The sequence below is a fragment of the Acinetobacter gandensis genome, from assembly GCF_001678755.1.
Classification (GTDB): Bacteria; Pseudomonadota; Gammaproteobacteria; order Pseudomonadales; family Moraxellaceae; genus Acinetobacter; species Acinetobacter gandensis.
Genome location: NZ_LZDS01000026.1, coordinates 150901 through 173971, shown reverse-complemented (window position 1 = coordinate 173971; position 23071 = coordinate 150901). Strand labels below are relative to the sequence as shown.

Sequence of the window (23071 nt, the reverse complement as noted above, 5' to 3'; positions counted from 1 at the left end):
TTTTTTTATATGTTAAATATTTATTCTGAATAACAAGACTGTTATTTAATAATTATTTTTGATTATTAATAATGATTATCTGATCGATTATTCTATTTGAATTAAATAGGGCCTATTTATAATAAGCCATATTTAATTAAACGTGTGCGTATCACATTACGGGTCACACCGAGCAAACGAGCAGTATGCACCTGATTGTATTGGCAGTGTTGATAAGCACTGCGGATAAATTTCTCCTCAATCAGTTCATTAATATTGTCTTGCTTGAGCTGATCGGCAGCTTGAAAAATCTGTAAAAAAGTCTGTTCTAAAAGCTGTCCCGCATCCTGAATATTTTGAATATTGCTCAGTGCTGAAGTGGCCTTATGTATATTAAACGGTTCGATTCGAGAAGCATATGATGCAGTTTGGATACCGGAAAAGCTAATATCTTCAGGTTCAATCACACCATTTTGACTGACTAAAATCGCATGCTGAATCGTATTTTCCAACTCACGAATATTACCCGGCCAGCTATGTAAGCTGAGCTTTTTGAGCGCCAATTGACTCAAGCGCAAAGGCGTCTCATGGGGATTGGTTTGATAGACTTGTATGAAGTGTTTGACTAAGGGCAGAATGTCAGCACGCCGTTCTGCTAAACGTGGTATGCGGAGTAATGCGACATGCAAACGATAGAATAAATCTTCCCTGAAACGTCCGTCCTGTACGGCATGCTCTAAATCTACATTGGTCGCTGCGATAATTCGGACATTGATCGGAATGGGTTTGAGTGAACCGACACGCACGATCTCACGTTCTTGTAAAACGCGCAGCAATTTAACCTGCATAGACAAAGATAAATCACCAATTTCATCTAAAAACAGTGTGCCATTGTGTGCTGCTTCAAACCATCCGACACGACTATTAATGGCACCGGTAAAAGCCCCTTTTTCATGACCGAATAATTCACTTTCAACTAGAGATTCGGTAAAGGCACCACAGTTTACGGCAATGAAAGGCCCTTTGGTGCGATGGCTCAATTGATGGATTTGCCGTGCGACCAATTCTTTTCCCGTACCTGTATCACCAATAATTAATGCATTGGCATCGCTTGGTGCAATTTGTTCAATTCGCGATAACAACGCTTGCGATAAAGGATCTGCAAAAACTGTTGCTGTCGCCCGTTTATGCTTGAGTGCAGACGGCACTGAAGGGTGGGTCAGAATAGACATGTAGATTCTTATAGTTGTTGAAAATGTTGATCATGATGAAAGATTTAAAAATAAAAGATAAATAATAAATCGATATTTAAATATCAGTTTCAAGCATAAATTCCACTTGGGATTATTTATCTGTTTTTGAGATAAATAAAATCGGGATAACTAAAGGATAAATCGAGATATAGTAAGTGATTGAAGTGTTCTATATTAAAGATCTCTAAATAACAAAAGGCATAATTAAAATGGCGATTACTTCAGTAAATGTGCGTAACCAATTTAAAGGCGTGATTAATGAAATCGTAGAAGGACCAGTTGTTTCTGAAATTGATGTAGAAACCAAGGCAGGTTTTTTTACATCCGTGATTACCACACGATCAGTCAAAGATCTGGATTTAAAAGTGGGTTCAGAAGTGGTGGTGTTAATTAAATCTACGGAAGTGTCGTTGGCTAAACTTTAAGCTGAGTCAGTAGTCTATTCAAAAATGAATTGAGAATAATGATATGAGCGTAGAACAAACCGGTTCGGTTTCTATTCAGCAGCTGAATAAACATTATCCCACACAAAAAAATGAAGATTTGACGGTACTTGAAGATATTAATCTAGAGATTAAGCCGGGTGAATTTATTAGTATTGTGGGCAGCAGTGGCTGTGGTAAATCAACATTATTGCGTTTATTGGTGGGTTTGGAGCGTCAGTTTCAGGGCCAAATTTTAGTTGATGGTGAAGCGATTGAGGGAACCAGTCTCGAACGTGGTATTGTGTTTCAAGACCATCGACTGTTTCCTTGGTTAACAGTGCGTGAAAATGTACGGATTGCGCTGCACAAAAGCCAGTTTAGTCGTGCGGAAGAAGATCAATTAATTGATGAACATCTAGAACTTGTAAAACTCACCAAGTTTAAAGATGCTTATCCCTCGCAGCTGTCAGGCGGGATGAATCAGCGGGTTGCGATTGCACGCAGTTTGGTGAATCGACCACAGATTTTATTACTAGACGAACCTTTCGGTGCCCTTGATGCATTGACACGTCAAAATTTGCAAGATGAGTTACAGCGGATTTGGCAAAGTGAAAAAATCACCATGATTATCGTCACGCATGATGTGGAAGAGGCGGTATTTTTAGGTGATCGCGTGGTGGTGATGCAGCCGCATCCAGGGCGGATTAAGCGGATCGTCGATATCCAGTTACCGCATCCGCGTAAACGTGAAGATATTCGCTTAACCAACATTAAAAATGACATTTTGACCGATTTTAGTGATCCAGTTAAAGACCAATTAATTCAGCCCTTATCTGCGAGTTTCGCAGATTATAAATTTGCTTGGTAACTTAAAACACACATATATAGCCCTGATTACAGGGCTTTTTTGTAGTTGGTAAATGCCTTTTCAGATTAATCCGTGATACGTATTCCAAATCATTCATCATAAAAAATGCCCCATTTGGGGCACCTTGTGTCGTCATTGCAGGTACTTAGGATGCTTGCGAGGTATGACGTTTTTCTAAGAGATATTGGTTTTCAGGGCGTTTTAATCCGAGATTTTCACGTAAGGTTTTACCTTCGTAAGTGGTACGGAACAGACCACGACGTTGTAGTTCTGGCACCACTAAATCGACAAAGTCATCTAAGCTTGCAGGTGTAGTTGGCGGTAGGATATTAAAGCCATCCGCCGCCTCATTTTCAAACCAAGCTTGTAGTTGATCGACAATTTGTTCAGGTGTACCAATGAGCGTCCAATGACCACGAGCACTTGCTACCCATTGATAGAGCTGACGAATACTAAAATTGTTTTCACGCGCAATGTCTAAGATGAGTTGCTGGCGACTGGCGCCGTTTTCCATTTGACCAATATGTTCCGGTAGGGGTTGGTCTAAATCAAATTGGGATAAATCTTCGGTAAATCCGCCCAGTTGTTTTAACAGGGTAAGTCCCAAGGTTGGATGGATATAACTGTTTAGCTCGTCATACTTTGCGCGCGCTTCAGCTTCGGTTTTGCCCACAAAAACCGAAACACCGGGCATAATTTTTAAATCATCTGGATGGCGGCCAAATTTAGCTAAACGTGATTTCACATCACGGTAAAAGTCTTGTGCATCTTCAATTTTTTGTTGTGCGGTGAAGATGACTTCGGCATATTTTGCAGCCAACTCACGACCGTCATGTGATTGACCTGCTTGTACAATGACAGGATAGCCTTGTGGAGGACGAGCAATATTTAAAGCGCCATGTACAGAAATATGCTTACCTTTAAAACGTGGTGGATGCAATTTTTCGCCAGTGAAGAATTGTCCAGTCTGCTTGTTGTATTCAAAGGCATCATCCTCCCATGAATCCCAAAGCTTTTGAGTCACTTCAATAAATTCATCTGCACGTTCATAGCGCTCTTTAGGAAGTAATGCATCATTGATGCCGTAGTTTTTCGCGACTACGCTGCCTGAAGTCGTGACCACATTCCATGCAGCGCGACCCTCAGATAAATGGTCTAAAGAAGCAAATTTACGCGCAAGGTTATACGGTGCTTCATAGGTGGTCGAAGCGGTTGCAATAAAGCCAATATGCTCAGTTACTGCGGCAAGTGCTGAAAATAAGGATACGGGTTCCAATCCTGCTGAAAAAGTACCATTGAGTCCTAAATCTGGCGTGGTGTCTGGGTCAACGGTGACCGGAACATCAGCAAGGAAATAAGCATCAAATAAGCCACGTTCAGCGGTTTTAGCCAACTCGGTAAAGTATTTTAAATTATGACTGTCTTGTGGGCGTGCTGCTGGATGGCGCCATCCAGCAACATGTTGTGAAGTTCCTGGTACGAAAGCCCCTAAGCGAATTTGACGTTTTGACATGAATTAACCTGAGTATATGTTTTAATCCATAGAGTTATTACAAATGTTGTGCCAATTAAATAATATAACAAAAACATTCACTTATAATTTTATTGAAATTAAAATGTTGATATTTAAACAATAGATAATTTTGAGTGTTGCAGATAGTTCATCAAAAATATTGCAGTACTTATCTGTATATATTTAAACACATAAAAAATTTATGGGATTGTGGGCATTATTAAAGATTAATTATAAAAAATGCCTCAAATGAGGCATTTAGCAAATATAAGCTGAACTGAAATCAGCTCGCATGAATTACGAGGCTTGAGATTGTTGATTTTTCAACACATACTGATTTTCAGGTCGTTTTAAGCCTAGATTTTCACGTAAAGTTGAGCCTTCATATGCGGTACGGAATAAACCGCGACGTTGTAATTCCGGCACGATCAGATTTACGAAATCGTTTAATCCAGCCGGTGTGGTTGGTGGTAAAACATTAAAGCCATCAGCAGCTTCATTTTCAAACCACTCTTGTAATTGATCCACCACTTGTTCAGGTGTACCAATTAAAGTCCAATGCCCACGTGCTGAAGCGATATATTGATACAACTGGCGAATACTAAAGTTATGCTTACGCGCAATATCAATCATCATTTGCTGACGACTAGAAAAATTAATGTCGGTATCTTCAATTTTAGGGAAGGGTGCATCTAAATCAAACTTGGATAAGTTAATTCCACCTGCTAAGGCAGACAATAAGCTGAGGCCGACTTCAGGGTGAATTAAGCTATTTAAAAAGTCATATTTTTCTTGTGCTTCCTGCTCAGTTTTGGCCACAAAAATAGACACACCGGGCATAATTTTTAGATCATCTGCATGACGACCATATTTTAGGACACGGTTTTTTACGTCACGGTAAAAGGCTTGGGCATCGGCCAAATTTTGCTGTGCAGTAAAAATAACTTCTGCATATTTACCCGCAAGTTCGCGGCCATCTTCTGACTGACCTGCTTGCACAATCACTGGATAGCCTTGCGGTGGGCGAGAGACATTGAGCGCGCCTTCAACATGATAATACTTGCCATGATGTTCAGGTTGATGTTGTTTACGTGCATCAAAAAATTGTCCCGTTTCTTTATTGTAGTGGAAGGTGTCGTCCTCCCATGAGTCCCAAAGTTTATGACTCAGCTCAATAAATTCATCAGCACGTTCATATCGTTCTTTGGGTTCGGGGTGTTGCTGTAGATTAAAGTTTTTTGCTGTATCCGCAGAAGCTGTAGTGACCACATTCCAAGCAGCACGACCTTTAGAAATATGATCGAGTGAGGCAAATTTTCGAGCCAAAATATAAGGATCTTCGTAGGTCGTGGATGCCGTGGCAATGAAGCCAATATGCTTGGTCACGGTGGAGAGCGCAGCAAATAGCGTGACAGGTTCGAAGCCAACGCCTTTATCGCCCAGACCTTTTTCACCCTCGACAGCTGAACTCCAACGGACTGATAAACCATCTGCTAAAAAGTAAGCATCAAATAAGCCACGTTCTGCGGTTTGCACTAATTCAATGGCGTAGTCAATATTGAGATGATCTTGTGGGCGTGATTCAGGATGGCGCCAACCAGCCACATGCTGAGACGTTGTGGGAATAAAAGCACCGAGTTTAATTTGTCGCTTGGCCATTATTTTTCCTTATTTCTAAAAGCAATTTAATCTCTGTTTTAGAACAAGATGTATGCCAGTAAAAAATCATTAAGGAATGAAGTGCTTAGCGATTTTGAGTTGAATATATGTTGATTAAACAACAGCAAAATCATCTATTTGAGCAGATAGCCACAGCAGAAATTATTTAGAGCTTATGCAAAAAACTAGCTGATTTTACAAAAAGCATGCTCTATAGCATCATCATAAAAATGTCGCGAGGAAAGCGGCATTTTTTGAATGAAAGATCGATTTTAAACCAAGGCTTTGACGGCTTTCTTTTTCCAAACAAATTGGTAGTACAAGCCTTGTAATAAGCAGAGACTGACAAAGGCAAGGGCATAGGCATACCAAATACCTTGAAGTCCCCACCATTCACTGAACAAATAGGCGCAGGGTACTTCAATACATAGAATTGCCATAATATTGATGATCATGGGCACGGTTACTGTACCACTGGCCCGCATAATCGAGGCGAAGATGGCGCTGGCACCAAAGAATAAAATCGACCACAAGACAATAAACAGCAACTCTTGACCTAATAACACCACATTTGGATCGGTAATAAACAGCGCCATGAGGTATTTAGAGAACAGATAGCCTAAAGCCACCAAAGCACCAGTAATGATGATGTTCATACCTAAGGCGGTGCGTTTCACTTTATTGAGCAATTCAGACTTACCAGCGCCAATGGCCTGTGCGGCAAAAATAGACGCAGCAATTGAAATCGACAACGCTGGGAATTGAATATAGTTCAACACTTGATTGACCGCGCCATAAGCTGCCGTGGCATCGGCACCGTGACGATTGACCAAACCCACAATCACTAAACCTGCCACAGAAGTTGTCACCATCTGAATCCCTGTTGGGATGCCCAAACGCAGAATAATTTTACTCAGCTCATGTTGATGGCGCACATGACGCAGCAATTCCATATCTGGTTTGAGTGGATGATTTTTCTTGTTGAGATAAATAAACAAGAAGACCAAGGCGATGAAAAAGCCGACATTAGTGGCAATGGCAGGGGCAATAATGCCCATTTGTGGAAAGCCAAATTTTCCAGCAATTAAAATAGGCGTGATAATTAAACCTGTACCAATGGTCATGCCCGAAGCAATCAGCGGCGTGGTACTATCGCCAACACCCCGTAAAATGGAGGTGTAAATAATATAGATAAATAACAATGGGCTACCGGCAAGCATCCACTGCACATAAGGCAATGAGAGATGCATAACATCTGGGTCGGTGCCTAAAGCCAATAAAATAGGTTTGGCAAATAGCACACCTAATAGCGCAATAATACTGCCACCAATTAAAGTCATAAAAAGTGTAGAACCAACCACACTCCGGACTTTCTCGGTATTTTGAGCCCCCCATGCTTGTCCGACCAATACGGTTGCACCGGCAGAGAGTCCAATTACAAATGCCATTAAGCAAAACAAAATAGGAAAGAATACTGCCACCGCAGCAATGGCGTGCACACCCAACATTTGCCCGACAAACACGGTATTAATTGTGCCTGACAGGTTTTGCAAAATATTGGTCGCAATCAGTGGCACTAGAAAAATGAGAAAGGTTTTCCAGAGATTTTGTTGAGTGACGAGCGGTTGCTGTTGGGAAGGCTTCGACATAGGCGTGCACGTCCTGAGTGCTGCATTGTTATGTTTTTAAGTTACTGATAACACTAACATGCCTATGCTTAAAAAAGCCTTAGTTTTTAGGTAACGCAGGCTTCATTTTTTCTTCATGGCTTTAATCAGATACATGATCCAACAGAGAGAACTTAAACCGCAGATAAAATCTGGGCAGCTTGGTCTAATGTGGCATCTTGTTTGGCAAAACAGAAGCGTAATAAACGTAAATCTTCAGGTGCTTGTTGATAAAATACGGACACAGGAATTGCCACGATTTTATGTTGCTCTGCTAAAAGCTGACACATCTCGACATCATTGAGATCGGGACGAATCAAGCTGTAGTCGAGGTTTTGGAAATACGTACCTGCCGATGGAATCAATTCAAATCTAGAGTGGCTTAAGCCGGCATTGAAACGGTCACGTTTGGCTTGGTAAAAATTGCCCAATTCAGCAATGTGCTCCGGATGTTCTGCCATAAATGTAGCTAAAGCTATTTGGACGGGAGTGACCCCACAGAAGTTGGCAAATTGATAAATCTGACGAAATACCTGCATCAGTTTCGGCGCAGCAATGCAATAACCAGTTTTCCATCCAGTAACATGAAAAGTTTTACCAAAAGAACCCACCACAAAACTGCGTTCACGCAATTCTGGAAAAGACAGCGCTGATAGATGCTTTCGGCCATCATAAATTAGGTGCTCATACACTTCATCGGACAACACCACAATGTTTTTATTTGCAATCAGTTGAATTAAAGTCTGCCAGTCGTTATGACTCCACAAGGCACCCGTAGGATTATGCGGCGTATTGACAATAATCATCCGTGTTTTATCACTGATTGCGTCAGCAACACTGTTCCAATCGACACTAAAACTTGGCGCTTGCAAGGCAATATGCACGGGTTTTGCGCCCACCAGTTTAACGCTGGGTGCATAACTGTCATAGCTTGGGTCAAAAATAATCACTTCATCGCCAGCGTGTACCACTGCCTGAATGGCACTGAATATCCCAATAGTTGCCCCAGGGGTAATGGTGACTTCGGTTAGTGGATCAATCTGCAGTTGATCACGGTTGGCAAATAGGCCAACCAGTTGCTCACGTAAACTGTGTAAACCATCACCCGGCGCATATTGGTTAAAACCGTGTTGTGTCGCTTGACACAAGGCATCAAGCAGTGCGGGCGGGGCAGGAAAGTCAGGAAAGCCCTGAGATAAATTTAATGCATTTAAGCGCTGAGCCATGGCACTCATAGTGCTGAAAATTGTCACGCCTTGCGCAGGAAGTTTAGATTCGATTTGGATCATGGTCTTAGGTATTTTTATCAATTGCTTTGCCAGTTTACAGCTCTATTGGCAGAGCTAAAAGCCGAATTTGTAGAAAGAAATTCATAAATATTGCTGATATTGATCTTAATTAGCAGGGTTTTAAATTTGAAGCCGAAAACTAATTCACAATTTATTTACAAATTGAGGTAGACGAAAAAATCATCATTTCATAAAATGCAGCCATATAAAAATGATATCAACAATAAAAAATGATAAAAAATATTTATGCCATGGTGGAAAACTTTGGCCTTAGCGTGCAAAAACGCGCTCTACACATTCATTTTTCCAATGAAGCTCTGAATGCTGAAGTCTTTATTCAACGCATTGAAGGTGAACACCGAATCAATCAAGGCTTTCGTGCGGAAATAATTTGTCTATCGACCAATGCACATTTGGCCTTGAAGCAATTTATTGGTGGACGTGTCGCAGTTGATCAAGTCACGGACTTGGGACAACTCAGTCGCCTGACTGGTGTGATTACAGGGGCGAGCCAAGGGCAAAGTGATGGCTCATTGACGGTCTATAAATTAGTGATCGAAGACGCATCAGTGCTATGGCATAAACGTCGTAACAGTCGAGTTTTCATGAATAAATCGGTGCGTGACATCACCGAAGTGCTGTTTAGTGAATGGCAGAACAAAAGTAGCTTATTTGCTGCAAGTCTGAGTCTAAATTTGGCGGGGCTGGCCAAGGATTATGATGTCCGCCCATTTACCATGCAAGCCAATGAAACAGATTATGCATTTTTAACTCGACTTTGGCGTAGTGAAGGCATCAATTGGTTAATTGATGAATCCAAACGCTTTGTTCCATTTTCAGCATCGACCATTGAAGCACAGCAGTTACGTTTAATCGATCAAAACCAAGCATTTACTGCTTTAGATCGTACTAATATTCGTTTCCATCGTAGTCATGCTACAGAGCGACAAGACACCATTACCAGCTTGATTGCCGAGCGATTTTTACAATCTACAACTATTCAAACTCAGCGTTGGCAGGCTCAGCATCTTGCACAAGATCAAAGTGGCACACTGCTCAGTGTACATCAGCACAGTGAACTGCAAGAAAATGAAAGCTTGAGTTTAGAGCAGGCTTGGACCATTAGCTCGGCATGGACTGCTGATTTAAAAGGTGAAGATCAAGCGACCACTGCAAATACCCAACAATTGGATAAATTAAATCAGCAACTGAATCATTATCAAGAACTGCAAGCCAAATATTTTACCGTCAGTAGTAGTGTACGTGATGCGCAAGTCGGCTATTGGTTCGAGCTGTTAAATCACCCCGAAATAGATCAACATCAAGGATCAGATCGTGAGTTCCTTATTTTAGGCAAAGCGTTTTACAACCAAAATAATTTACCCAAAGATATCTTAGTTCAGTTAGACAAATTACTGACAGCCAGTCGTTGGCAATCGCTCGGTGATGAACGTCAAGCCAATAATTTGTACATCGTGCGGCGTAATATTGCCATCGTCCCTGAATATGATCCGATGTTCCATCGACCAGCAGCTTATCCGCAACGTGCAAAAGTGGTAGGGCCAGAGGGTGAAAGTATTCATGTGGATGCATGGGGGCGCATTAAAGTGCGTTTTACTTTTACCCGTGCAGATGATCATGGTCATGATGGTGGAGCGGGCAGCAATGATAATGATAGTGATTCGGCTTGGGTTGATGTGCTGACCCCTTGGGCGGGTGATGGTTATGGCGCACGTTTCCATCCGAGGGTCGGGGAAATTGTGGTTATCGACTTTTTTGAGGGTGATGTGGATCGACCTTTTGTGGTTGGGCGGATCCATGAAGCGGAACGTGATCAAACCATGTTTGATATTAAAGGACAGTTACCTGAAACAAAAAAACTCAGTGGTATTCGTTCGCAAGAAGTAGCAGGTGAAGGTTTTAACCAGTTGCGTTTTGATGACACCACTGGACAAATCAGTACCCAGTTGCAAAGTAGTCATGCAGCAACGCAGCTTAACCTCGGTAATCTGAGTCATCCTAAGGAACAAGCCAGCAGTAATGGGCGTGGTGAAGGCTTTGAGTTAAGAACAGATGCTTGGGGTGCAATGCGTGCAGGTAAGGGTTTATTAATCAGTACCTATGCGCAGGACAAAGCTGTAGCCGATCATTTAGCAGCTGCGGAAGCACAGTCTTTACTGACTCAAGGACATGAAAGCATGCATGTGCTGAGTGGACTTGCGGTGAAACAACAAACCGATGCATTGAATGTGGTAAGTAGACTACCGAAATTAATTCAATCTCTAGAAATTAAAAGTACCGTTGAGGCGGTTAAAAACACGCTGAATTTATTTAAAGATGATCTCAGTCAAGACCCATTAGCAGCACTTAAAAACTGTAAAGGTTTTATTCAAGATATTGGCTCGCTGACCAAAGATGTCAAAAGTACTGTTAAAGAGTTCAAAGCCTTTTTTGATGATGCCGAAGACGCTTTCGATAATCTGAAATCTGTATTGGATCATATTGAAGACAATGGAAAAGATGCACTACAAGGACGAGTCGCGAGTTTAAAAAGCAACATTCAAAATGATCCATTGAAAGCGTTAAAAGATGTCGGTCAACTGCTTGAAGATATTAAATTTAATCCGGCAGATTTACTTAATAGTGGTGGTTTCGGTCTACCTGAAAGCCTGACACCTATGAAAGCTTTAACCAAAGTTCAAGGCTTTATGGAAGGCTATGCACAAGGATTAGAACAGTCGAATAGTGCCAAGAAGCAAGAACAAGGCAAACTATTCCGCCAAGCTTTAATGCTATTGGCATCACCGAATGGCATTGCACTGACCACACCTGAAGATATTGTGTTGCAGGCGTCGCAAGATATTGCTGAAAGTGCTCTAGGTTCAATTAACTTTAGTGCACAAAAGAATATTGTTGGACATGCACAAGATAAAGTGAGTTTGTTTGCCGCACAAAAAGGAATTAGTGCTTATGCCGCAAAAGGCAAAGTGGAATTACAAGCGCAAGATGATGCCATTGAAGCGATTGCACGAAAAGTCATTAAGTTAATTTCAACCGAAGATAAGATTGAGATTACCAGTCCAAAAGAAATCATACTGACCGCAGGCGGATCACAACTCAAAATTAATGGCAGTGGAATATTTACCACGACAGGTGGCAAGTTTGAGAGTAAGGCAGGGCAGCATAGTTTTGTGGGGGGAAGAACAGTAAATGCTCAGTTGCCGAAGCTGCCTGAGAGTGGAATATTTAGCCGAAGATTTGATTTTGGTGAACTATTTGATAAAGATCAACTAAATCAAAAAATTAAATTTAAATTTATAAATCACTCCAAAAAAACTGAATTTAATGGGTTTTTAGATGAGTTTGGTCGTACTCAACGCTTTTTTAGCGATAGTGCTGATAATGTTGAAGTAATTATTTTAGGACATGATAGTCAGAATCATGATGAGCTTTTTGTCATCAAAAATGATTTGAATAGCACAAAAAATCAGGATTCTAGTGAAGATTGCTGTGGCGATGGAGACGATGATCATCACCACAACACGGAAAAATTATATGATGATAGTGATTTAGAAGCCGATTTTAAAAGTTTTGGATTGTGAGAATTTTTATGAAAAATAAAATCCTTTTTATATTTTTTATGTGTTTAATGTCTTTTACACATGCGGAGATATTGAAATCATATCCTTATGAAATATTGGATGGTGAAAAAATTAGCTTTGATTATATTGAATCAGATAAATGTAATTTTCAGCGAAAAGATTTAAAAAGTTCAATAAATCGTATTCTAGAAATAAATAAGATAGATCTTGGATCTGGAAATTGGATGCATGTCCCTTATGAGTGTTGGAATATAAAAAACTCAAAGGAGGACCTTTTTCTTATATCTTTTATAAATAAAAACAAGCCTTTAGAATTTTATATCTTTGTTGATGACAAGAATAATTTAGGAAGTGTTATGTTCAATTTAAAGGAAGACAGAAGCTTTGATTTTAATAAAAATATGATTATATTTTCAAAAAATGTAAATGAAAATAATAAAAATAAAATATTGATATTATTTAAAAAAATAGATTTTGAATCTAAGGGGTTATAATGAGTTTTGTTTCGCTTAAAAATGGACCGTCTTTTGGAGAAGATCGACTAGCCTATATATATGCTATTTCCCGTAGAGAATCGTCATCAAACCTCTCATTGTCTGATACAGTTAGACCAAATTTACAAGCTAGAAATGTTCATAACGGTAAAATTGCTGGGTATGGATTTATAGGCTATTTTCAATTTGGTGAAAGTGCACTATATGATTTGGGTTATTTTAAGCCGCCTTTTGAATTTAATGGTAAATCTTCAAGTAGTTTTCAAAAATCGCTAAATATCAATGATTGGAATGGTACTTGGACAGGTTTAGATGGTGTCACCTCAAAAAGTACTTTTTTAAAAGATAGAACTATTCAAATAAAAGCTTTCAATAAATGGATTAATACTTTATGTATTAGACTAAATAGTCAAAATTTAAATGAATTTTATGGTGTTAGGATTGGTGGTGTTGAAATAACTGAATCAGGTTGTATAGCAGGAGCACATTTAAAAGGACCTAAATATGTTCTGGAATTTGTTCAAGGTTTAGGTAACAGTGCAGATGCTTTTGGTACGCAAGTCGGTGAATATATATCCTTATTTGCACATTACGATTTGGAAAGTTGTTGTAATCGTAAAATATATATTAATGTAATAGATGAGGGTGGTAATCCTGTTTTAGGTCAAAAAGTTATAATTGAGTCGGAATATAAAGAAGGTAAATATTACAGTAAAATCGGAAAAATTTCGAATGATTATAAGACAAACAATGAAGGGAAAATTCCTGTTATTGTTAGACATCCAAATACTAAAATTAAAGTAATCATTGATGGTAAGAAACTAGAGATCACACAGCAAAAAGATAAGATAGAAAGCTATACAATTAAATTAACAAAAGAAATATCTGTACCTGTTGTGTTAGAACAAAATAGTACTCCTCAGCCAAAACCTCAATCAGATAAGACTCCTCAAGAAGTAAGAAATGAGCAGAATTCATTTGAAGATAAAAAAGAGGTAGCTGCTGGTAATACAAAAGAGGTGAGTTTTAATATTCAAATTATAGAAGAGGATACAAGGAAAGCTATTTCTTATATGAGTTTTTACTTGACATATAAAGGGAATATAAAAAAGCATACAGCTGATTCGTCAGGGACTAAAAAAGGGATAGTGGCTGAAGTAGGTGAAGATATCGAAGTTACAGTATCTGGCGCTGGTCAACCTCAAAAAATACACCATTTTAAAGTTGAACAGTCTTTATCTAATCAGACTATTAAAATTAAATTACCTGTATGCTCTTTTAAAATAAATGTTAAAGAAAATAATAAAAATGTAACAAATACACTAGTGAGTATTTTCTATAGAAATAAGCAAATTTCGAAAAGAACAGATAGTAATGGAGATCTTAATGTCAAAATGCTTCTGGGTTTTGTTTTTGGCTTTGGTATAAAAAATAAAGAGTTGGAAAAGCTTCGTGTTTTGAAAGGAATACCAATTAGGTATTTTAAAGTTAATGAAGGATTTGTAAAAGCTTCAAAGCTGTATGAAATTGCCGATCAAAAGCGTAAGGGAGCAGATGAACTTAAGAAAAAATCTGACCAAATGCAGCAAAAGCAACAACAAGATGCTCAGGAAAAAAAGGCAAAAGAACAATCTGAAAAAGCAAAATCAGAGTCAGAAAAAAATCAGTCTATTCAGGATAATACATATACAGAAAATGGTGGAAAACCACTAACTACAGCTAGTAAACAGTCTCCATCTACAAGTGATACAACACGTTATCATATTTATCATAATGGAAAAATTAAAAGGGAGAACAAAGCAGCTACAGGTTATGCTCAGTACATATATTATGATTCTACAGGGACTTCTCATAATTTAGGTAAATCAAAATATGTTGTCGCAAAAAGATGGTCTTCTAAGAACGTGTTAGGTAGTGGTAATGTTTATTTAGTCGATGTCAGACATTTTGATAAATATCGTTCAGGCGTAGTCGGTTATAAAATTTTAATGAATTCTGGACAACAACGATATTATTTAGGTGGTATAGAGTTAGCAGCATTTTTAGGAGCTTTGTGTAAATCTGGGTATGATGACATTTGTTTTAATGGCTTTAGCAGAGTCAATGGTGATCCAGGTGAGAGTAAAAGTCATATTAATGGTGAAGCTGGAGATCTGAGATATTTAAGAACTGATAAAAAGCCTCTAGCAGTGATCTTGCAAGATAACATTTATGACCATGAAAGGACTTTAAATTTAATCAATAACTTTATAATATTTGGTTGGGGTAAATCAAAAAAAATGCTAAGTGAATATTTCACTAATCCTAAGGTAGGTATTAAAAGTAATTATATTTTTCCAAATTGTAAGCATTTGGCTGAACCAAGACATAACAATCACCTTCATTTGCAAGGGTTGTCTCCAAATCTAGAGGATATTTAATTTATGAAAAAAATATATTTTATTTTTTCTATTTTATTGTTATGTGGTTGTTCCAATAGTCACAATAATTTATTGGATTTAAATGGGAATAAAAATAAAGAAAGTGAATTAAATGATATTAAAATAGGAGATACTTTAGAAGTGTTAAGGGAAAGGTTTAAGGGGGATATAATTATTCAAAATTATAGTGATATTACTGATTTAAAAGAATGTCAAAAGAGAAAGAATATTTTAGTTAACAACACTCTGACAAGTGTTGATATTGATGATTATGGAGTGGTTACATCTATTCATACTCGAGATTTGAAGGCAGTTGATGCAAACAATATAAGTGTTGGTAAGCTAGAAAGTAGTATTAAGAATTTAAATAGCAATATTAAGTCAGAGAAAATTTTTAGTGGGGATGATTCAGTAGACGTATTTGTATATAAGATTCCTATGAAGGGAAATAAAGGATATTTTATATATAATATTGGTAATGAAAGTAAAATTGAGTCTATCTCGATTGAAAGCTTGGATCACATTTCGTGTAATTTTGAGTGATTTACAATTAAGCTAAAAAAATTAAAATTTAGTTTAGGGTCTGTTGACATTTACTGTGCAAAAAAAATAGCGAGAAAGTAGAATTTAATCGCCAAACCAAATCTACTCCTCGCTATGCCTCGTACAATGTTGACTGATCAACACTGGTCTAAGTTAGAAAACATTTTCCGTAATTTTCGTATTTATCTCAAACAAAATCTTCGAAATTTTATTGAAGCTATTCTTTATAGAATCCGTACAGGCTGCCCATGGCGGGATTTACCTGCTAGCTTTGGAAAACCAAATTCTATATTCAAGAAATTTTCCCGGTGGTCGAAAGACAATAAGTTATTAAAAATATTTAAGTTAATTTCATCTGATGCTGATCTAGAGTGGGTGTTTATTGATGCTAGCCATGTGAGGGCTCATCAGCATGCTACAGGAATCAAGGATCAGGCTATTTCAAAAAGTATCGGTGGAAACAGTTCTAAAATTCATTTGGTAGTTGATTCTCATGGGAACCCTGTTCAGTTTTTGATAGAGGATGGTACGACCCATGATGTAAAAGTGGCACCGAAATTAATTAATAGCATAGACCTGAATGAGACAGAAATTCTCTGTGCCGATAAGGGGTATGACTCTGAATCCTTGAGAGAACAGATAGAAAAAACGGGGACTCAAGCTAATATTCCCAAGAAATCCAATACGCTTTCAAATAATGATCATGTGGATTGGTATTTTTATAAAATCAGGCACTTAATTGAGAATGCCTTTGCTAGATTAAAGCAATTTAGAGGAATTGCCACACGCTATGACAAGCTAAAGCAAAGCTATGAAAATTCTGTTGCCTTAGCTTGTATCTTTATTTGGCTACCATTATGAAATGTCAACAGACCCTAATAATTCAGATACAGAATTATCTCAGCATGTTTTTTATTCATTAAAGTAGATACGTGCTGAGGCAGACGCATTGGCTGTGGCAAATGATCCAGCTGGCGCATCGGTATAGCTACCGTTCGCATTTTGAATTATTTGGCGCTGTGGGCGAGAAGGTGTGGGTGCCGCGGCATGATAATTGTCAGAACTAGCAATAATACGGCCATTTGAACTCGCGCTATCACTGTTAGATGCTGATGAAGCTACGTTTAAGCCACTAGAATATAAATTACTATAGCGACTGGTTACACGGCGCACATAATCTTGGGTTTCACGAAAAGGTGGAATGCCGCCATATTTAGCAACATTGCCTTCGCCAGCATTATAACCAGCCAAAGCTAAAGAGGTATTACCATTAAAGCGTTTTAATAGCCAAGACAGATAACGTGCACCCGCCATAATATTTTGGTGCGGGTCATAGGCATTTGAGACATTGAAGCGGCGGGCCGTCGCTGGCATCAATTGCATTAAGCCTTGAGCACCAACAGGGGAGCGGGCATTTGTATTAAAACCTGACTCGGTATGCATCACTGCTTTAATTAATCCTTCAGAGACACCATGCTGAGCAGCAGCTTGTTTAATAATATTGTCAAAGGCATTTTTATTGCGACTATAGCTTGGTAAAACTGAAGACTCATTAGAACCCCAGTTGCTATAACTGTGAATATTACTGTCCGGATAATACGTTTTCTTTTCAACTTTCAGATTGCTATAGCGACCCTGCTTATTGGTTAATAAGGTCGTACCATTACTTTCGCGTAATTGGTAAATGGTTTGCCCAGCAAAAGTGTTAGGCGCAGTCCAAAATATGGCCGCACTTCCGATAATATAGAGCCCCAAAGTCCAAATATTTTTTTTCATTTTATAGTGAAGAAATTTTCTGTCCCCAAACAGTTGAATTAGAGTTTAACAAAAAAAAATCAGATGAAAAGGCTTCGGTTGCTGATTTCTTCACTAGTTTGTAAAAATCAAGTCATTTTGATGATTCAATAATCAAAAAAAAATATTTATTTTTTTTTAATGAGCATAACTTGACACACTTAAATGGTTGAAAAATAAGTAAAAATAAATTGATCAAAAAATAATCAATTTAAATAGAAGCCTTAAAATAAGGGCGGCTCAAGCTGTCAAGCCTTTTAGAATCCACAAAGTTATCCACAGGTTTTGTGGACAACTGTGGAAAAGTCCAAAAGATAAGCGTTTCGGGTAAAAAATGAACGCTTGCGTATAAAATTATGAACAAGTGATTACGTGACGATGACAGCAATTTTACATTTTCGGGAAAATACATTCTTTTGATGCGCAGCTGCGTCGAATCAGCTAAAATTGCGCGGTATTTTTATTTAGGTTTAACTCGTCTATGTTCTCGCCAGTTGAGTCCGAACAAGGATTTAATTTCAAACCAGAACTACCAACTAGCTCTGCGTATTATCGTCTATTGAAAAAGCTACGCCGTCAGGTCGGTCATGCCATTCGTGATTTTAAAATGATCGAAGAGGGTGACAAAGTCATGGTGTGTATTTCTGGCGGTAAAGACAGTTATACCTTGCTTGACATTATGTTGCAGTTTAAGCGTATCGCACCAATTAATTTTGATGTGGTTGCGGTTAACCTTGACCAAAAGCAGCCTGGTTTTCCTGAAGATGTATTACCACGTTATTTAGAAGAAAATAACATTCCGTATTATATTTTAGAAAAAGATACCTACAGCATTACCAAACGTTTAACCCCAGAAGGTAAAACGTATTGCGCAGTATGTTCACGTTTACGTCGCGGCTCTTTATATGGTTTTGCACAAGAAATTGGTGCAACCAAAGTCGCGCTTGGTCATCATCGTGATGATATTTTGGCAACGTTCTTCTTGAATTTGTTCCATGGCGGTAGCTTAAAAGCGATGCCACCTAAGCTTTTATCTTCGGATAAAAAGAACATTTTGATTCGTCCACTGGCTTATGTGGAAGAAAAAGACATTATCAAGTATGCGGAAATGCGTAAGTTCCCAATAATTCCGTGTAACTTATGTGGTTCACAAGAGAACTTACAACGTGCCATGTTAAACGAAATGCTACGTACGTGGGATAAAGAATATCCAAAACGCTTGCACAGTATTTTTGGTGCACTGCAAAATGTATCACCATCACAATTAGCTGACCGTGAGTTATTTGATTTCGAAAAATTAGACGAAGAACGCGAGTTTGATTTTAAAGAAAGCAGTAGTTGTTCGACAGAGGCAGGCGAACCTGAAAGCAAACGCATCAATATGGTGAATTTAGGTTTTGCTGCTGACTAATGAAATAATTGGGTAAAAAGAAAGGCATTCTCAGGAGTGCCTTTTTTTATATTGATGATTTTTAATACTTTGTTGTTAAGGTGTTAAATATTGAACGGTGCGTACAAAAAACTTTAGCCATTTTATAATTGATCATGCTATAACAAGCGACAAGCAAAAATAGCTTGCACTGATGTTGTCTGGAACGGCAACACAAACGAACAAAATAAATTGAGGAAAGATCATGCCTGCTTTTTTAACTGATGATTGGTTTTCAACTGTAGAAACTTTGACTGCTCAAGCTGGTGACTTAAATTTACCACCTGCGTTGGCTAACCTTGCAATTAACCTAGTTGTAGCTGAAGCTGCAGGTAACACAGAATTATCTTTAGATGGCGGCGCAATCAAAAAAGGTTTGTCATCAAATGCAAAAACTACATTAAACATGGATGCTGAAACATTACGTAAAGTATTCCTAGAGTTTGATATGGCTGCGGCGATGCAAGCATTCATGACAGGAAAAATCAAAGTTCAGGGTGACATGTCTCAGCTGATGGCATTGCAAACTGCAAAACCGAGTGCAGAACAAAAAGATTTATTCAAAAAAGTACTAGAGCAAACAGCTTAAGTCTTTTGAAATAAAAAAGCTTACCCGAAGGTAAGCTTTTTTTTTGCTTTAAGAAAATTTCAAGTCTTTAAATATTCACCAATTGCGGTGTGGTCTTGATATGTTCTAAATAGGCACGAATACGTGTGACATATTGAACTGTTTGACGATAACGTCCATTGCTGGCTTTGTTACGGTCTAAGTAAGCGTATAGGTTCACCCATTTATCTGGGTTTTTACCTTGTGACTTAATTCGCTTCTGAATCTGAGAAACAGCACCAGGCCCCATATTGTAAGCAACGAGGGCATACCAATTACGATCAGGGAAAGGAATATGACTATAACGATTTAACATTTGGTCATAATACTTTGCACCACCTTGAATGCTTTGTGTCGCATCGGTACGGTTACTTACACCCATAGCTTTTGCCGTACTGTTGGTCAGCATCATAATGCCGCGTACGCCTGTCGGCGAAACAGAGTCAGGTTTCAAATACGACTCTTGATATCCAATGGCTGCAAGTAAATGCCAATCTAAATCGTATTGCTGTGCAGTCTTTTTAAAACTAGCTTTATAGATAGGCATACGTTTGGTTAAATCACGTTGAATGATATTCCAAGAATCTTGCTTGACCACATTACGATTATAAAATGAAGCGAGTTGACTGATTGCTCCATTTTGCTTTGCACGACAAACAAAGCCACTTGCAGTTTGGCTCAGTGGGTCATCGGCATTTTTAAACACCCAGTTTAAATTGCTATTTAAACCATTTTTTTGCAATGAAACCGTGTCACCGCAACTTGCTGAAAATGAAGTGAGGTGTTTTGCTTCAATACTTTGCATGCTCGCCGTCGTCATCGCAAAACTTGCTTGACCTTTAGCGACCATTTTTAAAGCAGTGGCATTGTCTTTGACTGTACGAAAGTCAAGTTTGACATTAAGACTATCCGCATAATTTCGTGCAAGGTCATAACCAAAACCATGCAGATGTTTACCATCCTTAAAAACGATATCTGGGTTGGCTACAGATACAACAGTTAATTTACTGTTATTGACGACAGCATCATATTGATGTGTCGCTTTACTTGCATTGATACTGTGAAATGGTATTGCAACAGTACAAAGTGCAAGGGCTTTAAATGGGAGAGAGTTAAAAGAGTTAAGGCAAAGCCTAAACCCAGAAGTTGAACTACTGTGCATGTTGTCTCCGCTACAAGTAATTTATGCCCTAAAAAGCAAAGGCAAAAATGCCTCAGACTTTTTCAAGTTTGATAAATTCAATAAGGGTTGGGCAGTCATGACGTCATTCAGAATGACTAAGGTTTAACGGGAAAATATGTAGAAAATCTACACTGATGAAAAAATAAACAAGCTTAAAAGATGTGCGCATAATAAAGATCAAAAAAAAGCTTGTCAAATTTTGTACGAAAAATTATAAAATTATGTAACATAAATAACTGATTTTGTTTGGGAATAAATTTTATATACTGATACTGTGTAGAAATAGGGGATAAAATAGGCTTTTATTGTAAGTTGTTGCTCATCAAACTAGCCTAGAAAACATCATGAAATCTAACTTAATTACCCGCGCTGGGCATGATTTATTGGTCGCTGAACTGAAGCATTTATGGCATGAAGAACGGCCCGAAATAACCAAAAAAGTGAACTGGGCAGCGAGTTTAGGCGACCGCTCTGAGAACGCAGATTACCAATACAACAAGCAATTGTTACGTAAAATTGATCGACGTGTTCGTTACCTTGGAAAGCGTTTAGAAGAACTCCGAATTATTGACTATTCACCCGAACAAGCCGGCAAAGTTTATTTTGGAGCTTGGGTCGATATTGAAAATGAATTGGGCGAAGAAAAAACGCTACGCATCGTCGGTGTTGATGAAATTTACGACCATCATCCACAGCATATCTCTATTGATTCACCCATGGCTCGGGCGCTGTTGTCTAAACAGGTAGATGATGAGGTGGAAGTTGTTACACCATCAGGAAAAAAATGTTGGTATATCAATGCTATTCGTTATGAACTGAGAGAAGAAGCATCGAAATAATAGAATTTGCTTTTATTTTGTTCAATTGAATGCTTTTTTGACAAAATGATTTGCCATTGTGGAATTTTATTTATATGATGGCGCCCATGGAAGCGTGGCAGAGCGGTTTAATGCACCGGTCTTGAAAACCGACGAGGGCGCGAGTCCTCCGTGAGTTCGAATCTCACCGCTTCCGCCAAATTCAAAACCCCCAATCATTGATTGGGGGTTTTTTAATGACTTTATTTTCTATTTCTAAAATAAATAATAAGGTGATCGATAGTTTTTTATATACTTGGATGTATTTTTTTGGTGATCATTAGTCTGAAATTTTTCTAAAAAAACGTTTCTAGCTGAAAAAAAAGATGTTCTGAATTTTATGCAATTGTTGTAATTGCATAAAAAGTGAATAAACGATTCAAGCAAGGCATAAAATCATGGAAAATAATTTGCCATTGTGGAATTTTATTTATATGATAGCGCCCATGGAAGCGTGGCAGAGCGGTTTAATGCACCGGTCTTGAAAACCGACGAGGGCGCGAGTCCTCCGTGAGTTCGAATCTCACCGCTTCCGCCAAATTCAAAAAACCCCAATCATTGATTGGGGTTTTTTATTGCCTAGTTTTTTTATAGATATTGATTCAGTGAATAAATCAAAAAGACAATGTACTTGTTGATTGACTAAAAAATTGCTAACAATAATGCAGACAAAATAATTGATTAGAAAATGATAAAAGGATTTAAAAAATGGCTAAGCCTGATTATATGGATGAACAAGAGTGGCAAGCACGTTGTCAATTGGCAGCTTTGTATCGGTTGATTGCTTATTATAAAATGACCGATTTAATTGATACACATATTAGTTTACGTTTACCCCATGAACCAGCGCATTTTTTAATCAATCGTTATGGTGTCACCTTTGAAAAAATGAAAGCATCCGATCTCGTTAAAATAGATCATGATGGCAAAATTGTTGAAAGCTTTGATGAAGGGAAAATGGTGAACGTTGCTGGCTTTGTCATTCATTCGGCCTTGCATCATGCAAGAGCAGATATCAATTGCGTGATCCATACGCATACAGCGGATGGCATTGCCGTTTCCGCGCAAGAACAAGGTTTACTCCCGTTATCTCAACATGCCTTAAAGTTTTATAACAACATTGCTTATCATGAATATGAAGGGATTGCATTTTCATTAGAAGAACGTGATCGTCTCGTGGCTGACATGGGGCATTATCGCTGTATGATTTTAAGAAATCATGGATTATTAGCGACAGGAAATCATATTGCCCGAGCATTTCACGAAATATATTTTTTAGAACGTGCTTGTCAAATACAGGTTAAAGCAATGAGTGGTGGTAATTTACATTTTCCGAAAACAACTATTTGTGAATATACCGTTCAGCAATTTGAGAGCCCAATGGCTGAACCCATTATTCAAGCAGCATGGCAAGCCGCTTTATCCCAAATTGAAGATCTGCAAACTGATTATTGCCAATAAAGTGTATGCCGACTTGTTTTGTCATTCG

General features: G+C 38.3%; 18 protein-coding genes and 2 tRNA genes. 13 read left to right on the top strand and 7 right to left on the bottom strand.

What is annotated here, in order from left to right; translation table 11 throughout:
• Positions 1 to 116 precede the first annotated feature (116 nt).
• The gene (locus tag A9J31_RS10815; protein WP_067765477.1) at positions 117 to 1211 is read right to left on the bottom strand and encodes a sigma-54 interaction domain-containing protein; all 1095 of its coding nucleotides are present in this window, start codon (positions 1209 to 1211) and stop codon (positions 117 to 119) included.
• A gap of 230 nt (positions 1212 to 1441) precedes the next feature.
• Between A9J31_RS10815 and A9J31_RS10810 the strand changes: the two genes are divergently transcribed.
• Positions 1442 to 1657, top strand: a complete 216-nt coding sequence (locus A9J31_RS10810; protein WP_067765474.1) for a TOBE domain-containing protein — start codon at positions 1442 to 1444, stop codon at positions 1655 to 1657.
• A 43-nt stretch (positions 1658 to 1700) separates the two neighbouring features.
• Positions 1701 to 2525 (top strand): ABC transporter ATP-binding protein, encoded by an 825-nt coding sequence (locus tag A9J31_RS10805; protein WP_067765471.1) that lies wholly within the window; start codon positions 1701 to 1703, stop codon positions 2523 to 2525.
• Between the two features lie 145 nt (positions 2526 to 2670).
• Here the strand turns inward: A9J31_RS10805 and A9J31_RS10800 are convergent, their stop codons facing one another.
• The 4 genes from A9J31_RS10800 to A9J31_RS10785 form a co-directional block, all read right to left on the bottom strand.
• Positions 2671 to 4038, bottom strand: coding sequence for an LLM class flavin-dependent oxidoreductase (locus A9J31_RS10800; RefSeq protein WP_067765468.1), 1368 nt, complete (start codon positions 4036 to 4038; stop codon positions 2671 to 2673).
• A gap of 297 nt (positions 4039 to 4335) precedes the next feature.
• Positions 4336 to 5697: an LLM class flavin-dependent oxidoreductase gene (locus A9J31_RS10795; RefSeq protein ID WP_067765466.1), complete on the bottom strand. Its 1362-nt coding sequence runs from the start codon at positions 5695 to 5697 to the stop codon at positions 4336 to 4338.
• A gap of 272 nt (positions 5698 to 5969) precedes the next feature.
• Positions 5970 to 7346, bottom strand: a complete 1377-nt coding sequence (locus A9J31_RS10790) for an MATE family efflux transporter (protein WP_067765463.1) — start codon at positions 7344 to 7346, stop codon at positions 5970 to 5972.
• A 152-nt stretch (positions 7347 to 7498) separates the two neighbouring features.
• On the bottom strand, positions 7499 to 8653 hold the full coding sequence (locus A9J31_RS10785; RefSeq protein ID WP_067765460.1) for a methionine aminotransferase: 1155 nt from the start codon (positions 8651 to 8653) through the stop codon (positions 7499 to 7501).
• 230 nt (positions 8654 to 8883) lie between these two features.
• Between A9J31_RS10785 and A9J31_RS10780 the strand changes: the two genes are divergently transcribed.
• From A9J31_RS10780 to A9J31_RS10760, 5 genes are all read left to right on the top strand, one after another.
• Positions 8884 to 12255: a type VI secretion system Vgr family protein gene (locus tag A9J31_RS10780; RefSeq protein ID WP_067765457.1), complete on the top strand. Its 3372-nt coding sequence runs from the start codon at positions 8884 to 8886 to the stop codon at positions 12253 to 12255.
• A gap of 8 nt (positions 12256 to 12263) precedes the next feature.
• Entirely contained in the window at positions 12264 to 12749 is a 486-nt protein-coding gene (locus A9J31_RS10775) for a hypothetical protein (RefSeq protein ID WP_067765454.1), read from the top strand.
• Entirely contained in the window at positions 12749 to 15169 is a 2421-nt protein-coding gene (locus tag A9J31_RS10770; RefSeq protein ID WP_067765451.1) for a hypothetical protein, read from the top strand. The genes A9J31_RS10775 and A9J31_RS10770 overlap by 1 nt, the downstream gene beginning before the upstream one ends.
• A 3-nt stretch (positions 15170 to 15172) precedes the next feature.
• Complete coding sequence (locus tag A9J31_RS10765) at positions 15173 to 15712, top strand: hypothetical protein (RefSeq protein WP_067765448.1); 540 nt, start codon at positions 15173 to 15175, stop codon at positions 15710 to 15712.
• A gap of 114 nt (positions 15713 to 15826) precedes the next feature.
• Complete coding sequence (locus A9J31_RS10760) at positions 15827 to 16573, top strand: IS5 family transposase (RefSeq protein WP_067765445.1); 747 nt, start codon at positions 15827 to 15829, stop codon at positions 16571 to 16573.
• Positions 16574 to 16624: 51 nt separating this feature from the next.
• Here A9J31_RS10760 and A9J31_RS10755 read toward each other — a convergent pair whose 3' ends face one another.
• Positions 16625 to 17488, bottom strand: coding sequence for a lytic transglycosylase domain-containing protein (locus A9J31_RS10755; RefSeq protein ID WP_067765442.1), 864 nt, complete (start codon positions 17486 to 17488; stop codon positions 16625 to 16627).
• Between the two features lie 499 nt (positions 17489 to 17987).
• Here A9J31_RS10755 and ttcA point away from each other — a divergent pair, with 499 nt between their 5' ends.
• On the top strand, positions 17988 to 18917 hold the full coding sequence (gene ttcA, locus A9J31_RS10750) for a tRNA 2-thiocytidine(32) synthetase TtcA (protein ID WP_067765439.1): 930 nt from the start codon (positions 17988 to 17990) through the stop codon (positions 18915 to 18917).
• A gap of 223 nt (positions 18918 to 19140) precedes the next feature.
• Positions 19141 to 19524 (top strand): SCP2 sterol-binding domain-containing protein, encoded by a 384-nt coding sequence (locus A9J31_RS10745; protein ID WP_067765436.1) that lies wholly within the window; start codon positions 19141 to 19143, stop codon positions 19522 to 19524.
• 67 nt (positions 19525 to 19591) lie between these two features.
• On the opposite strand, the gene A9J31_RS10740 is transcribed toward A9J31_RS10745, so the two are convergent.
• A complete protein-coding gene (locus tag A9J31_RS10740; RefSeq protein WP_067765432.1) occupies positions 19592 to 20704 on the bottom strand; it encodes an MltF family protein in 1113 nt (370 codons plus the stop codon).
• Positions 20705 to 21069: 365 nt separating this feature from the next.
• Here A9J31_RS10740 and greB point away from each other — a divergent pair, with 365 nt between their 5' ends.
• From greB to A9J31_RS10720, 4 genes are all read left to right on the top strand, one after another.
• Positions 21070 to 21564 carry a transcription elongation factor GreB gene (gene greB / locus A9J31_RS10735; protein WP_067765429.1) on the top strand — a complete coding sequence of 165 codons (495 nt, stop codon included), beginning with the start codon at positions 21070 to 21072 and terminating at the stop codon, positions 21562 to 21564.
• 88 nt (positions 21565 to 21652) lie between these two features.
• A tRNA-Ser gene (locus A9J31_RS10730) sits at positions 21653 to 21742 on the top strand.
• Positions 21743 to 22030: 288 nt separating this feature from the next.
• A tRNA-Ser gene (locus A9J31_RS10725) sits at positions 22031 to 22120 on the top strand.
• 170 nt (positions 22121 to 22290) lie between these two features.
• Positions 22291 to 23043: a class II aldolase/adducin family protein gene (locus A9J31_RS10720; protein WP_067765426.1), complete on the top strand. Its 753-nt coding sequence runs from the start codon at positions 22291 to 22293 to the stop codon at positions 23041 to 23043.
• Positions 23044 to 23071: the final 28 nt, after the last annotated feature.

Excerpts from the sequence above, each read along its gene's own strand:
- A9J31_RS10815 (WP_067765477.1), bottom strand. The coding sequence starts at position 1,211 with ATGTCTATTCTGACCCACCCTTCAGTGCCGTCTGCACTCAAGCATAAA.
- A9J31_RS10810 (WP_067765474.1), top strand. The coding sequence starts at position 1,442 with ATGGCGATTACTTCAGTAAATGTGCGTAACCAATTTAAAGGCGTGATT.
- A9J31_RS10805 (WP_067765471.1), top strand. The coding sequence starts at position 1,701 with ATGAGCGTAGAACAAACCGGTTCGGTTTCTATTCAGCAGCTGAATAAA.
- A9J31_RS10800 (WP_067765468.1), bottom strand. The coding sequence starts at position 4,038 with ATGTCAAAACGTCAAATTCGCTTAGGGGCTTTCGTACCAGGAACTTCA.
- A9J31_RS10795 (WP_067765466.1), bottom strand. The coding sequence starts at position 5,697 with ATGGCCAAGCGACAAATTAAACTCGGTGCTTTTATTCCCACAACGTCT.
- A9J31_RS10790 (WP_067765463.1), bottom strand. The coding sequence starts at position 7,346 with ATGTCGAAGCCTTCCCAACAGCAACCGCTCGTCACTCAACAAAATCTC.
- A9J31_RS10785 (WP_067765460.1), bottom strand. The coding sequence starts at position 8,653 with ATGATCCAAATCGAATCTAAACTTCCTGCGCAAGGCGTGACAATTTTC.
- A9J31_RS10780 (WP_067765457.1), top strand. The coding sequence starts at position 8,884 with ATGATAAAAAATATTTATGCCATGGTGGAAAACTTTGGCCTTAGCGTG.
- A9J31_RS10775 (WP_067765454.1), top strand. The coding sequence starts at position 12,264 with ATGAAAAATAAAATCCTTTTTATATTTTTTATGTGTTTAATGTCTTTT.
- A9J31_RS10770 (WP_067765451.1), top strand. The coding sequence starts at position 12,749 with ATGAGTTTTGTTTCGCTTAAAAATGGACCGTCTTTTGGAGAAGATCGA.
- A9J31_RS10765 (WP_067765448.1), top strand. The coding sequence starts at position 15,173 with ATGAAAAAAATATATTTTATTTTTTCTATTTTATTGTTATGTGGTTGT.
- A9J31_RS10760 (WP_067765445.1), top strand. The coding sequence starts at position 15,827 with ATGCCTCGTACAATGTTGACTGATCAACACTGGTCTAAGTTAGAAAAC.
- A9J31_RS10755 (WP_067765442.1), bottom strand. The coding sequence starts at position 17,488 with ATGAAAAAAAATATTTGGACTTTGGGGCTCTATATTATCGGAAGTGCG.
- ttcA (WP_067765439.1), top strand. The coding sequence starts at position 17,988 with ATGTTCTCGCCAGTTGAGTCCGAACAAGGATTTAATTTCAAACCAGAA.
- A9J31_RS10745 (WP_067765436.1), top strand. The coding sequence starts at position 19,141 with ATGCCTGCTTTTTTAACTGATGATTGGTTTTCAACTGTAGAAACTTTG.
- A9J31_RS10740 (WP_067765432.1), bottom strand. The coding sequence starts at position 20,704 with ATGCACAGTAGTTCAACTTCTGGGTTTAGGCTTTGCCTTAACTCTTTT.
- greB (WP_067765429.1), top strand. The coding sequence starts at position 21,070 with ATGAAATCTAACTTAATTACCCGCGCTGGGCATGATTTATTGGTCGCT.
- A9J31_RS10720 (WP_067765426.1), top strand. The coding sequence starts at position 22,291 with ATGGCTAAGCCTGATTATATGGATGAACAAGAGTGGCAAGCACGTTGT.